A 12840-nucleotide genomic window follows, 5' to 3' on the forward strand; every position below is an offset into this window, starting at 1 on the left:
ACTTGTCCGTCCGCGACGGCGCGGGCTGTCCTTTGTATATTATATAGAAGAAAAACATCCTGCTTCCTCCGAGCCGTTCGCGGAAATTCGCCCTAGTTCATGATAGGCAGGCTGTTTTTTGCGGCCTTCTCCGTTCAAAAAAACTTTAACCATTGTCCGCAATTCCTATACACAAATGGAAAAATATAGCCGATGGTAACAGGAGAAGCAGCATTACCGCTGATTGGAAAAGAGGAACCCATGTGAAAATTTCCATGTCGCACGCCCTGCACCCCCAAAGCCCCCTTCGCTTAAGCAACGGGGCTGAAAATCAGGCAGTAGCGGACAGGCAGCAAAAAAAACAAGCCGATTCCGTCACTGTCAGTTCCCAGGCTCGCAGCCTTTTTGCGAAAAACAACCAGTCGAAAAAAAATGACCTGATGCAATCGTTGCAGCCCCAACGGGAAAAGCTGCAAGAGAGCAAAAGCAAATTATATGAGTCAGCATTGAAATCGGGCGGGCAAGCCCAGGGCATCCAGGAGCAGATCAAGGCGCTCGATGAGCAAATTCGCGCTCTGGATGAACAAATCAGCCAAATCAAGCTGGATGAAATGCAGAAGACGTTCGTCCAGGATGCAGACAGCAAACAGCCGACTCCTGAAAAACCCGCTGACGCTGGCAACCAGACTGCCGAAGAACCTGCCTTCCAGCATTTCATGGCGTTGTCCGGTAACTTGGAGCAGCTCGAACAGCTTTCTGCCCAGAAACATAAAATCGCCCGCGGCATCCGGGTGTTGAATCAGGAGATCAAGCTGGACGAAAGCCGGGCTTTGTCAGGCCAAACGGCAACAGCCAAACGCGAGCAAGTGGCCGCACTGGAACAGACGATGGGCAGGCTCGATGAGCAGATGGGAGAAAAGTTTAAGGCGCTGACAGCACAGCTCAGCGAGCAGACGAATTTTGCCGAAGCCGAATCTTTCAGCACCGCTGCCCCTCCCCGCAATGCAGATGAATCGAGCAGCGGCGAGTCTTCGGCAGAAAACGCCCAGTCCGCACCTGACCTGGAACTCGCCCCGTAACGCGAGACAGAACAACCCACCTTTACGAGTGGAGCGACCACGCCGCGCCAGATGTTGCGGCCCGCTCGTAAAGGTGGGTTTTCGTATTCTTTCTTGTGTGGCAAACAGCAGCAGACTGGCTCTGACCTGGCTGTCGTGGCCGCCCGTCTGCCTGTCATTTTCCACGCTCCAAGCGGAAAGCATCCGGTTTGCAAAAGGACAGCAGCGCATTGCTCGTGACGTCCGCAAAGTATTCCTCCACGATCTCGCGAAACTCCCGGGCAGCGCGGGAAATGTACCGGCTCTTGTGCCAGAGCAAAGCGATCTCGCGCGCCAAATTGCAGCCCTCTACCCGCAAATAGTGGACCTGCTCGTGCAAGCTCCTTCCCGTGCAAGGGATAAAGGCGATGCCGATTCCCGCCTCTACGAGCGCAACCAGCCGGGCAGGTTCATCGCCTTCGTACACGTAAGCTGGCTCGAGGGCTGATTTCAGCATGTATCCAGATGGCAGGAGGAAATATTCCGCTGTCAAAACTGATGCTTGCCCTCGACCAGCATGTCGGCAATCAGATCGACTTGTGCTTTTACGGCAATCGGGTCGTACGGCCAAAAATAGTCGGTATCCATCTGGTAAACGCGGCCGTTTTTGACTGCGTCCAGCGTGTTCCAGATCGGATTGCTCGGATCAAGTCCCGCCTGCTTGCCCGACTCCACAAAAAGGTAGTCGCCGGAAAATTCGTTGACCTGCTCTAACGAGATGGTCACATGCTCTTTGCCCTCGTCTACGCTTTTTTGCACCAGCGGCGGTCGCTTCAGCCCAAGATGCTTGTACATGGCTTCGGCTCCCCGCCAAAGGCCGTCGGCGTACACCACCAGTTGCTTGTCGAAGTCGCCCATGATCGCAGCCGTCGCGTTTTCGCCGACGACTCCCTTGATACGCTGCTTTGCTTTCTCTACCGTTTCGTTGAAAGAGGCAATCCAGGCTTCCGCTTCTTTTTCCTTGCCGAGAATCTCCCCGAACGTGCGGATTTGCTCGCGCGAGTCTTTGAATGTCGTATGGACGAAAACGAGTGTGGGCGCGATTTTGCTCAACTGCTCATAGAGCTTGGGGTCGTCGCTCAGCGTGACGATCAGGTCGGGATTCAGGGCCAAAATTTTCTCCACACTGCTGGCGTCAATCGTGCCGATGTCTTCGATGCCCTCTGTCTGTGCCTTGATATGCGGGGAGTCGATATCCCAGAACGGTGCCCCGACAGGCTTGATCCCGAGTGCCAGGAAGGTAGCCAAATATCCTTGGGCGACAATGCGCTTTGGCTCGGCCGGAATTTCAATTTCTCCGTTGACCGTCTTTACTTTACGGGTAGACGGCTTGGCCTCTCCGCTCGTCGCAGCCGTTGCCGCTGTTTGCCCCTCTACTGCGTTTTCCTGCGAGGCCCCGCTGCCCCCTCCGGCTCCACCGCAAGCCGCAAGCAATACCGCCATCGCCAATAGTAAGGCGCTCAGCATGCCAGGCGCTCTGTGTGCTCCAACCTTGTTTCTTTTCATCCTGTACAGCTCCTTCTTGCTAAAAATGGGAAACGACCTTATCAATAAAATCCGTACCCATCATAGCAAGCTTTTCCATACACCGTCTATTTCATAAAGTTGCCGTTTTTTCTGGACAAATGTTCACTCTGCGCCGCCGCGGAGCAAGCAATTTGTCTGGATGTGCAACTGGCGCTCTAGCGCCAAGCCGTCACTGCTCCAAAATTCGTTCAGCTCCAGCGCATACACCTGTCCGGGAGCCTTTTCGAAGGCTGGCAAGCTCAGGCCATGCACACCCGCACCATGGTCATCGCGGGCATCAATGACAAACATATGGTCTGCGGCGTATTCGGGCAGCCTGTCTGCTGCAATCCAGAGATGCCGTCCAGGCACGAGCACGTCCCTGTGCACGCTCTCCGGCGGACGGAAGCCAAGGGCGTCGTACAGGTTGTACGCCCCTCTCGCCGTTTTGTTCCAGATGAAGACGCCATCGTGGCGCAGCTCGTAGACGGCGGCCGTGTCCCCTCTGTCGATCAGCTTTTGCAGTTGTTTTCTCGCGGTTTCGACCTGTGCCTGATAGCGCTCGATCCATCGCTCCGCTTCCCGCTCTCTGCCAATCAGCTTGCCGACCAGCCGAAGCTCCGCGAGCGGGTCCAGCTTGTCCCATTCCAGCGCCAGCACCGGGGCGATGTTTTGCAGTCGCTTCATCCTGCCAGGCGTGTAATAAAAGTAGGTCGGAGCCAGGACGAGATCCGCTTTCAGGTTGGCGAGCTGCTCGTCGTCGTATGCGCCGTTGACCGTCATGGCCGACGTCAGCAAATGCTCTTTGGCGCGGTCGATCCGCACGCGATTCAAATATTCGGAATAGCCCCACCCCAGCTTTTTCGCAAACAAGGTCGAAAAATAGCTTGTATGAAATCCGGCCAGCCGCGCCAGCTCGGGGCGGGTAATAGGGCTTCGGTAGTTTTCCTCGATATAGGTTATCGCTTTCTGGATCGACGGCTCCCAATCCAGTTCAGGCGTAATTTCGTACTGAAGGGCAAGCTCCATCAGCTCTTTGAACAAGCGCTGGTGCTGCTTTTGCTCTGCCGTCTGGCCGTGGGCGGACGCTTGCTGGCACGCGTGCGAAAGCTCGTTCAGCAGCACATTTGCCCGATACGGCAGTCGATTCGTGACCCAGCCGCTCGCAGGCAAACAACTGCGGTCGTTGCGGTAGACGAGCTGCTCATCGTCGTGCTCCGCCAGCCGATAGCTCTCGAAGGACAGGCGGCAAACAGGCGGGCTCTCGTTTTTGTCGGCGCAGATCGTCACCGAGTGGCCCGGACGCAAAAGCACGATTTGTTCCGGGCCCAGCCAAACCGTCCGCTTGCCGTCCTGCATGCGCATTCGCCCTGACAGCGGGGCGAGCATCGTCGGGGACGAGAACGCCACTTCCAGGGACGGCTTCCCTTTTTCCCACGCCAGGAGACTGCACTCTTTTAAAACGTGAAGAACCGAGTCCATGCATGCAACCTCTTTCCTGCGTTCTCTTTCTTTTTAGTTTAGTTATACCATATCTTGCCCAAGCGACCTGTTGGGGCCACGTTTTTGGGGACAAGGTGCTGGCATGGCAGGGGGAGCCGCTTCAAGGAGAAGAAACGAACAACCCGCGAGACGCCTTGTACAATCAACAAGTCTCGCGGGTCGCTTTGTCCATGCCTAAGCCGTTGGTGTTTGCCGTACGCTTCGGCCATTCCGAAACGGCCGCGCCGAATATGGCAGCGCCAGCGGAGAGAGCGCGAACGCCTAACAAAAAAGGCCCCTGCCTGCCACAAAAGCAGACTGGAACCTGTCGTTTACGATATGGTGCGGTCGAGAGGACTTGAACCTCCACGGTGTTGCCACCACTAGAACCTGAATCTAGCGCGTCTGCCAATTCCGCCACGACCGCAAATATGAAAATGGTGGAGGCTGACGGGATCGAACCGCCGACCCTCTGCTTGTAAGGCAGATGCTCTCCCGGCTGAGCTAAGCCTCCACTCTTCCCCGACAAAAGTCGGGTTCCAACCAGTTGTTGGGGCCCCGCAAAGTACTCGGCGTTGTTACAACGCATCCACTTCGCTTTGTGGGGGAACTAGGTGACCCGTAGGGGATTCGAACCCCTGTATGACAGCGTGAAAGGCTGCTGTGTTAAACCGCTTCACCAACGGGCCATGATGGCGGATGGAGTGGGATTTGAACCCACGAGACGGGTCGACCCCGCCTACACGATTTCCAATCGTGCTCCTTCGGCCGCTCGGACATCCATCCAAATTTTCCGCTTGCCCTGTTCGCATATCGCTCGGGCAAGAACTAATCTATCATATCTAACAACCGATTTCAAGGAGTATTTTAAAAGTTTTTCTGCGTGCAAATCTGTGAAAACGAAGCGGCTCCCCGCTGGCGTTCTCGTCCTGGCAGCGACCGCCATGACACCACCCTCTCTCCGCTCTGCTTCGCAAGTTTTTGCGTCAATTTTCGTGGAAATTGCCTAAAGCAACTTCCCCGCTTTTCCAATATGCTACCAATAATCATTGACGATGCGGAGTGATGGCTGGTGGGCAGAAGAAGACGGCGGGCAGGTCGGATTCCTTGTTTGTACGGAAACTGGTGCGGCCCGGGCTGTTCGGGGCCGGGCGCCCCGATTGACGATATCGACCGCTGCTGCAAAAAGCACGACCGCTGCTATCAAAAGCGCGGCTATTTTTCCTGTAGCTGCGACCAGGAGCTTTTGCGCTGCTTGCAAAACAAAATCGACATGAACACGGAAAAGGGCAGGGTGGCCGCGATGATTTCCGCCTATTTTTCCCGCTCCAAATGCATTCCGGACGACTTGAAATAGGCTGTTTTGCGAATTGTCACGATTGTCATTCTTCATACAAAAAATGGTAACACCTTGGACATGAATCTGCCATAACTCCCGTGTTTTTCCTTTGGCTTTTTTTGGTACTCTAGTGAATGTCCAAGGAGGGTACAAGGCCGTGGAAGTGCATATACGAACCGATGCCAGTGCAGCACTGACGTTAAAGAAAGAAATTATTTGTCATGGAATTTCCTGCTTTTATGTCCGCCCGTTTGAAAATGATCAAGTAGAATTTGTATTCCTCGCGCTCTCGGAGCACCAGAAGAAGCTGTTATCCTATACGCTGCGAAACTACAGCTACGCCCTAACTTACCTATCCTAATCCTAGCCATATAGCCACGATCATTTTCGTCCCCTGGGCAACCAGGGGATTTTTTACGGTACAAAAAAGCCATGCAAACCGCGCATGGCAAAGCGAAGCAACGGAGTGGCGGCTTGCGAGTAGCGGGCCGCTCTGTACAAAAGCCTGCTAGTTCCGCTTTCTTCTTAAATACGAAGAAATTTTAACGGAAACAGGAGGAATCCCCTCTCCCCCAACAACGACAGGCTGCCGCAAATCGCACGGACAGATGCCTGCACGCCTACACGCTTTTCGCCTACAGCCCCACCTGCTCGATAACCCCCAGGCGGTGCACATCGTCGGCGGTCACGACGGACAGGGCATTCAAAAACTGAATCTGGAAGCTGCCCGGCCCTTCGTCGGCCGTCTTTTGCGCGGCGAGCTGGGCGGCGACACCGTATGTGACGAGTGCGGCGGCTCCGGCTAACAGCGTGTCTTTTTCCACAGCGGCAAATGCGCCCATCACGGAAGTCAGCAAGCAGCCCGTGCCTGTCACTTTGGTCAAGATCGGATGGCCGTTATGGATGGCGTACACCCGGCTGCCGTCGGCAATGACGTCGACCTTTCCGGTAATCGCCACGACCGTTTTCAGCTTTTGCGCCGCCGCTTTTGCCAGCGTTGCGACGTCTCCGCCCGCCTCGCCTGCGTCCACGCCTTTGATCTCCCACGCCTCTCCGATGACGTTGGCAATCTCTGCCGCGTTTCCGCGAATGAGGGTCACGTCCAGCTCGCGCACGATTTTTTGCGCGGTTTCCGTGCGGTACGGGGTTGCGCCTGCGCCTACCGGGTCAAACAGCACCGGGACCTGGTGGCAGTTGGCCGAGCTTCCGGCGATCAGCATCGCTTCTACTTCGCGTTCGTTCAACGTTCCCATGTTCAGGACGAGTGCCCCTGCGATTTTCGCCATATCAGCGACTTCCTGCTCGGCGTAAGCCATGACAGGTGACGCGCCGAGGGCGAGCAAGCCGTTGGCCGTGAAGTTGGTCACGACGACGTTTGTGATGTTGTGCACCAGCGGATTGCGCTTTCGTACTGTTTCCAGCAGTTTGCCGATGGACTCAAGCTTCATCCTAGCGATCCCTCTCTTTCGTATCTGCAGACTGGGGAATCATCTTGAACACTTCCACAATCTCCCCCAGCTCCGGATGATCCTGTCTTACTCCTATGATGATATAGGATTGCTCGAGCGCAGGCAATTCGGGCATGGTGGCAGAAAGCCTCCACGCTGTTTTCTCACGGTCCGTCACGGTCGCCAGGAAGGAAACGCGTCCGGCCCTTCTTTGCAAAACTTCCACTTCCACAAGCGTGCCGTAAATCTTCAAGCGGTCATCCGGGTGGGCAATCCGGTTTTCCTCTACCCATTTTTCCTTTAATTCCTCAACTTTTAGCGACTTCCAGCGGTCGAGAAACTCCCAATCCTTCGAGTGCGGAAAAATATGCTTCGTCTGCTCCAGGAACGTGTTGTACTCTCCGTGAAGCTGATCGATGTATTCGTCCACTTCCTCCGAGATGACGCGGATGTGCTCCTCCCCGCACGTGCGAATGTGATGAGCCAGGAACTTAAAGGACTCGATCATGTCAAAGTTCCCCCACCCCCAAGGTTGTTCGCCGAAAACTCCCCCCCGGGTCCGGCACTTTTGGCAGGTGAAGTAGTAGTATGTAGCCATAGCTGTTCCCCTATCTCCCCTATTTGGTCTCTTTTCTCATATCGGTTGGGGAAGCGGTGCAATTTATGTTACATTCGAACCTATTTTGCCAAAAGGAAAGCAAAAGATGGCTCCCGCCCGGCAGCGGAAACCATCTCGGCTCATACTCCTTTGATCGCGACGAGCGGCTTGCACTTGGCTACGACTGTCGCCAGCTTTGCCCCCACGACGGAATCAATAATCTGATCCACGTCTTTGTACGCCTTCGGATTTTGGAAGTGGCCAGCCGGAAGCGCTTTGGTCGCCCCTTTGCGATGGACGAGCATCGGCGTGTTGCGGTGATATTCCTGCAAGGCGTAATTGTGCATCAAATCGTACAGGACCGGCGTGGAAAAGTCTTTTCCCAGCACGTCCCGGAAAGCCCGCTCGACCGCATAGCCGATCAGATGGCGGTTCACCACCGCGTAATTCAAGGCCGAGTACATCAGGTTCAAATATCGCTTGCCTTCCTCTGTATCAATCGGGGCGTAGACCAGGCTCGGCTCCGGATTTTCAATCCCCCACTTGAACATCGCTTCCTTGAAGCTTTTCGTGTAATCCCGTCCGAGCATGGCGCCCCAGGCGCGGGAGCCGGAGTGAATCATGATGACGACCTGCCCGTCGAACAAGCCCCATTCCTGTGCGATCTCCCGGTTGTCCTCCGCGATTTCGAGCGACTGGATTTCGATAAAATGATTCCCGCCGCCGAGCGTGCCGAGCTGTCCCCACGCTCTTTGCCACGACTTGGCCGGGATGTGCGCAAGCGCCGCGTGATCGAAGGCAAATGTATGCTTTTCCACATGAGTCAAGGAGCGGCTCACCCCGCCCGGCTCGCCCGCCGGCTCCGCCAAATACGCGGCAGGCAGGCCGTTCAGGCCATGCTTCACCACTTCTTCGAGGGAAATATCGGTGTAGCTCGTTTGCCCGCGCTCCGTCGTCGGCACGTACGTTTCAATCGCCTGAATCAGCTCGCGCTTCAATTGCTTGTCTTTCAGCTCATCCCGATGCAGCGGCGTCAGGTGCACGCGCATGCCGCAGCCGATATCCGAGCCGACAATCGAGGGCGACACAAACCCGTCATGCATATTCCAGACGGCCGTCGTCCCGATGCACGTCCCGATTCCGACATGGGCATCCGGCGTATAGGAAAAGTACACATTGCGAGGGATGCGCAAGTTATGTTCCGCCATCTCGAACACGCGCTGCCCAAATGTGGCAAACACTTCGTCATTGGCAAACACGTGAACGGAGCCAGCGCCAAGCTGCACTTCCCGATGGCAATTCCCGTGATCGATCGTTTTCATTTTCGTTGTTGCTCCTCTCCTTGCCGAGCCGCGCCAGCAGACAACGCGACGGCTTTCTCTTGCTGCTATCTTCGCTGATTTTTCCATGGCTGAACATGGCAAAAGTATTACGACCCGCTATTTTTGGCAAAATCGTCGCCACGTCTTGACTTGTGCTCCCCCGCTTTCGTAATATGAGGACTAATTTGGAAATTACCGCACAGATAAGGATGAATGCGGATGGCAAAAGAAGGCTTTGACAAAGAATTGCAGTTGCTGCGCCTGATGTTTTTGACCGCAGGGGCGTACAACCGCCAGCAGTTGGCGGAGCGGCTGGGCATTTCCGTCCATACGCTGGACAAAACCGTGAAAAAGCTCAGGGAGATTCAGTCCACCCTCTACCAGCACGTGACAGATAGCGAGAAAAAAGGCTACTACGCGCAGCTTCGCTACAACTACTTTGCTGTGACAGACAATTTTTTGATGTTCCTCTACCACGCCAAATCGCTCAAGGAATCGGAGGTAGAGCGGCTGTCCCGCATCCTCGAGCAGCTCAGCCAGCAGCCGCGCTCGATCAAGGAGCTGCTGGACGCGTTTCTCGCGACTCCGACGGGCGAAGTGCCGGACGAAAAAACGTTGCGCCAGGACTTGAAATACTTGGAAGAGCTGGCCGTCATCAAAAAGAGCGGCGACGCGCGGCCTTATGTTTATCATTTTGACCAGGAGCTGTGGAATTCGCTCGCCGATGACGAGCTGTTGGACCTGCATGACTTTATCGACGTCATGGCCAACACCCAGCTCCCCGCTGTGCCCGGCTACCTTTTGCGCCATAAAGTCAAGCGCTGCCTGGACACCCGGCTCGAGCGCGAGGACTGGGCCGTCTTTTTGTACAAGTACCACTTTGTGTCCCGCATCCTCGACGAGCATCAGGCGCTGCTGCTCGCCACTGCGATCGCCGAGCAAAGAATGGTGGAATTTTGCTACTTCACGCCCAAACGGCGCAAATTTTACGATTCGCAAAACACGAACCCCGCCTTCCTGCGCGACTCCTCGGGCAAGCCGCAGAATGTATATCCGCTGCGGGTCGTGTTTGACCATCAGTACGGACGCTGGTATTTGCTCGCCCAGGAAAGCGAAAAAAGACCGCTGCGAAAGTACCGGGTGGAAGGGATCACCCAGCTTGCTCTCGGCCGACAGGCTGCGCCGGACGTTTTTTCGCGCATGCAGACGCGCGTAGACGAGCGCATTCAACACAGTTGGCTGATTGATACGGGGGAGCCTGTGACGATCCGGCTGAAATTTTTCCAGCCCAAAGGGACGCCGCACTCGTTCATCAAGGAACGGGTCGAGGCCCAGGGCCAGTGGGGCGTGATTACGGAAGAGACGAGGGAAAGCTTCCTCTACGAAATTACGGTCAACAGCACGCTGGAGATCACGCCGTGGATTCGCAGCTTCGGTTCCAGTTGCGAGGTGCTGGAGCCGCTCTTTTTGCGCAGGCAATTTCAAAAGGAATGGAAGGAGCTGCTCGCTTACTATGAATCTGTTTGACAAAATCCACAACTATCAGCTCGTCACCCGGCTGGACGAGGCTGGCTTGTACCCGGTGACGTCGCACGAAAAGGCGTGGCTCGCCATGATGCTCAAGCACCCGGCGGCGCAAAGCTTTTTCGAAGCCGGGACGCTGTCCAAGCTGCAACAACTGACAGCCGCCTACGCGCCGGCTGACGAACGCGAGCTGTTCATCGAAAAAGCCGGAGCGCGAACCCGGAACGTCTGGCATCCGCTCGTCCGCAAGCTGCGCCGGATCATTCTCGGCAAAAACCACATCCTGATCCACGCGGGCACCCGAAACGGCCGGGCCTACCGCAACCAGCGCGGCGTCCCGTACAAGCTGGAGTACTCGCTCGCCAAAAAAGACTGGTATCTCATCTGGCTGACCTTCGATTCCGAGCATCTGCTCACAACGCCGCTGTCGCTCATCCGTTCCGCGAAGGAAATCTACGTCGAGGACGCGTGGTACGACAGTTTTTTGCCCGTGATCGAAAACATGCTCGCGGCGCGCCGACAAACGACGAAAATTCAGGTCGTGCGCCGCTACAACCCGGAGCTGCAGCGCATTTTGTACGCCTTTTCCTGCTTCGACAAAGAAGTCGCCTACGACCCGGACACGCAGGAGTACACGATTACGCTCCGTTTTTTGCAAGACGAGCAGGAGTTTATTTTGTCGCGCCTCCGCTTTCTCGGTTTGCGGGTAAAAGTAGTGGAAAACGACCAGCTCAAACGGCGCATGGCCGAGTCGGCGGCAAACGCTTTGGCCCGCTACGCGCCTCCCCTTCACTAATTTCCTAAGAAAAATCAGGAAAAAATGCACTACTGGACGATTTCGTTTCCCTTTATCATTGTCCAAAGAGAGACAGACAATCGAGACCAGAGGTACACATCATGAAACTAACCGCAAAAACAGCGTCACTCCTGGGAGCGGGCCTGCTGACGGCGCTTTTGGCATGGCCCGCGCTCATGGAGCCGACGCAAGCAACAGCAAATTCTTCCCAGGCAAAAGTCGTCGCGACTTCCCTGAACGTTCGCAGCGAACCGTCCCTCCAGTCGTCCGTCGTCGCCACGCTGAAATACGGCACTACTGTGGCTGTCGTTTCGGAAGATTCCCATGGCTGGGTCAAGATCAAATACCAGCAGGCGAGCGGCTGGGTAGCCGGCTATTATTTGCAAAAAGGCAAAGCAGGCACTGCTGCCTCGCCAGCTCCTGCTCCCGCTCCTGCTGCGTCGGCAAGCAAAAAGACCGGGACCGTAGCGGCGGATGCCCTGCGCATGCGCAAAGGCCCTGGGCTGGAGCACGACATCCTTCATGTGCTCGCCATGGGCACACAGGTTGAGATACTCAAAAAGCAGGCCGACTGGCTGCAAACCAGAACCGCCGATGGAAAAACAGGCTGGGTATCGTCCATGTACATCCGCGAGGGGACAAGCAACCGCGTCGTAAGCAGCAGCAACAAGTCAGGCGGATTGCGGGGAAAAGTGATTGTCATTGATCCGGGGCACGGAGGAAGCGACGTGGGGACGCTCGGAACCAAATGGAGTACCGAAGAAAAGACGCTGAATCGGCAAACTTCGCTGCTGGTGGCGAGCAAGCTGCGCCAGCGAGGGGCACAGGTGATTTTGACCCGGACGAGCGATGCGGAAAAGCCTTCTCTCGCCCAGCGGGTAGCCATTAGCGAAGCGAAGGCGGCGGACGCCTTTGTCAGTATTCACTACAACTCCTCCACGAAGCCGAACAGCGGGACCTTGACGTTTTTTTACGCGCAAAACAAAGATTACGACCTCGCGCGAAGCATCGAGACTCGTCTGGCAGGCGGGATCGGCTTGAAGAGCAACGGCATTTCTTTCGGCGACTACCACGTTTTGCGCGAAAACGACAGGCCGTCTGTGCTTGTTGAGCTTGGCTTTTTGTCGAATCCGAAAGACGAGCAGCTCGTTCGCACTGCCGCTTACCAGGAAAAAGCAGCGCAAGCGATCGTGGACGGACTTGCCGACTACTTCGGCGGCTAGTGGTACGGCTGGATGCTGTAGGAGAACAGCTTGCGCTCGAACTTGCCTTTGGTGCCAATAAGCTGGTACCACGTTTCTCCGATCAACAGGTCCGTCGCGAAATCTTTTTCCAGCAGATGGGTGATCCGGTTCATGACCGCCTGCTCCTGATCGCTGGCTGTTTTGCAGGACAGCGCCAGCACAAAGTAGGACTGGTCCTCCTCCATTTCCAAAATTTGCAGGTAAGCATCGCCGCCATGCTTGAGGTTAAAGGCGTCGACGACTCGCGCCAGGCCCTGTCGCGGCTGGACTTTGAACTTGGCGGCTTCCTTCCAGTTTGCAATCAGCGAATCATACAAGGAAAATGTGAGAACGAAGTGGCGGGTGTAGTCGCTCGGATCAAACGCTTTCGGCCCCGCCTTTTGTTTTTTTTCCGGGATGACCACGAACGCTTTGTAGTTGCCAAAAAAACGATCGCTCATGCAGACCCCGTCCTTTCCGTCAGACAGCTTTACGTATGGGTTAGTATCCACTACTTCCCCGTGTC

12 protein-coding genes, 4 tRNA genes and 1 pseudogene are annotated in these 12840 nt (G+C 55.7%); 6 read left to right on the forward strand and 11 right to left on the reverse strand.

Translation table 11 applies throughout. The features are described 5' to 3' along the window. Positions 1 to 242: 242 nt before the first annotated feature. Complete coding sequence (locus tag AC3WJN_RS02675; RefSeq protein WP_492329213.1) at positions 243 to 1058, forward strand: hypothetical protein; 816 nt, start codon at positions 243 to 245, stop codon at positions 1056 to 1058. A 154-nt stretch (positions 1059 to 1212) separates the two neighbouring features. Here the strand turns inward: AC3WJN_RS02675 and AC3WJN_RS02680 are convergent. The 7 genes and pseudogenes from AC3WJN_RS02680 to AC3WJN_RS02710 all read right to left on the reverse strand — a co-directional run. Continuing rightward, positions 1213 to 1593: pseudogene (locus AC3WJN_RS02680) on the reverse strand (LysR family transcriptional regulator substrate-binding protein); the annotation flags it as partial. Beyond that, a complete protein-coding gene (locus AC3WJN_RS02685; RefSeq protein WP_290426261.1) occupies positions 1566 to 2582 on the reverse strand; it encodes an ABC transporter substrate-binding protein in 1017 nt (338 codons plus the stop codon). The pseudogene AC3WJN_RS02680 and the gene AC3WJN_RS02685, both read right to left, overlap by 28 nt. 123 nt (positions 2583 to 2705) lie before the next feature. After that, positions 2706 to 4064, reverse strand: a complete 1359-nt coding sequence (locus tag AC3WJN_RS02690; RefSeq protein ID WP_492329214.1) for an ABC transporter substrate-binding protein — start codon at positions 4062 to 4064, stop codon at positions 2706 to 2708. 340 nt (positions 4065 to 4404) lie between these two features. Continuing rightward, positions 4405 to 4491, reverse strand: a tRNA-Leu gene (locus tag AC3WJN_RS02695). Between the two features lie 11 nt (positions 4492 to 4502). Next, positions 4503 to 4578 (reverse strand) — tRNA-Val (locus AC3WJN_RS02700). Positions 4579 to 4679: 101 nt separating this feature from the next. After that, positions 4680 to 4753, reverse strand: a tRNA-Glu gene (locus AC3WJN_RS02705). A 4-nt stretch (positions 4754 to 4757) separates the two neighbouring features. Then, a tRNA-Ser gene (locus AC3WJN_RS02710) sits at positions 4758 to 4850 on the reverse strand. 286 nt (positions 4851 to 5136) lie between these two features. On the opposite strand from AC3WJN_RS02710, the gene AC3WJN_RS02715 reads away from it, so the two are divergent. Continuing rightward, positions 5137 to 5421 carry a phospholipase A2 family protein gene (locus tag AC3WJN_RS02715; RefSeq protein WP_007784666.1) on the forward strand — a complete coding sequence of 95 codons (285 nt, stop codon included), beginning with the start codon at positions 5137 to 5139 and terminating at the stop codon, positions 5419 to 5421. Between the two features lie 139 nt (positions 5422 to 5560). Continuing rightward, complete coding sequence (locus AC3WJN_RS02720; RefSeq protein ID WP_005829080.1) at positions 5561 to 5764, forward strand: hypothetical protein; 204 nt, start codon at positions 5561 to 5563, stop codon at positions 5762 to 5764. Positions 5765 to 6038: 274 nt separating this feature from the next. On the opposite strand, the gene thiM is transcribed toward AC3WJN_RS02720, so the two are convergent. The 3 genes from thiM to AC3WJN_RS02735 all read right to left on the reverse strand — a co-directional run bounded on the left by thiM (position 6039) and on the right by AC3WJN_RS02735 (position 8771). Further along, positions 6039 to 6851: a hydroxyethylthiazole kinase gene (thiM, locus tag AC3WJN_RS02725; protein WP_005829082.1), complete on the reverse strand. Its 813-nt coding sequence runs from the start codon at positions 6849 to 6851 to the stop codon at positions 6039 to 6041. Between the two features lies 1 nt (position 6852). Next, positions 6853 to 7359: a hypothetical protein gene (locus tag AC3WJN_RS02730; RefSeq protein WP_237716657.1), complete on the reverse strand. Its 507-nt coding sequence runs from the start codon at positions 7357 to 7359 to the stop codon at positions 6853 to 6855. Between the two features lie 230 nt (positions 7360 to 7589). Beyond that, complete coding sequence (locus tag AC3WJN_RS02735; RefSeq protein WP_007784671.1) at positions 7590 to 8771, reverse strand: RtcB family protein; 1182 nt, start codon at positions 8769 to 8771, stop codon at positions 7590 to 7592. A gap of 219 nt (positions 8772 to 8990) precedes the next feature. On the opposite strand from AC3WJN_RS02735, the gene AC3WJN_RS02740 reads away from it, so the two are divergent. The 3 genes from AC3WJN_RS02740 (at position 8991) to AC3WJN_RS02750 (ending at position 12314) form a co-directional block, all read left to right on the forward strand. Beyond that, positions 8991 to 10298 (forward strand): helix-turn-helix transcriptional regulator, encoded by a 1308-nt coding sequence (locus AC3WJN_RS02740; protein WP_492329215.1) that lies wholly within the window; start codon positions 8991 to 8993, stop codon positions 10296 to 10298. Then, positions 10285 to 11091 (forward strand): WYL domain-containing protein, encoded by an 807-nt coding sequence (locus tag AC3WJN_RS02745; protein WP_492329216.1) that lies wholly within the window; start codon positions 10285 to 10287, stop codon positions 11089 to 11091. Before AC3WJN_RS02740 ends, AC3WJN_RS02745 begins: the two co-directional genes overlap by 14 nt. Positions 11092 to 11192: 101 nt before the next feature. Next, on the forward strand, positions 11193 to 12314 hold the full coding sequence (locus AC3WJN_RS02750; RefSeq protein WP_238504304.1) for an N-acetylmuramoyl-L-alanine amidase family protein: 1122 nt from the start codon (positions 11193 to 11195) through the stop codon (positions 12312 to 12314). On the opposite strand, the gene AC3WJN_RS02755 is transcribed toward AC3WJN_RS02750, so the two are convergent. After that, positions 12311 to 12775 carry a hypothetical protein gene (locus AC3WJN_RS02755; RefSeq protein WP_035987238.1) on the reverse strand — a complete coding sequence of 155 codons (465 nt, stop codon included), beginning with the start codon at positions 12773 to 12775 and terminating at the stop codon, positions 12311 to 12313. The genes AC3WJN_RS02750 and AC3WJN_RS02755 overlap by 4 nt on opposite strands. Between the last annotated feature and the right edge of the window lie 65 nt (positions 12776 to 12840).

It is taken from the genome of Brevibacillus sp. FW306-2-1A-C05A (genome assembly GCF_058781555.1).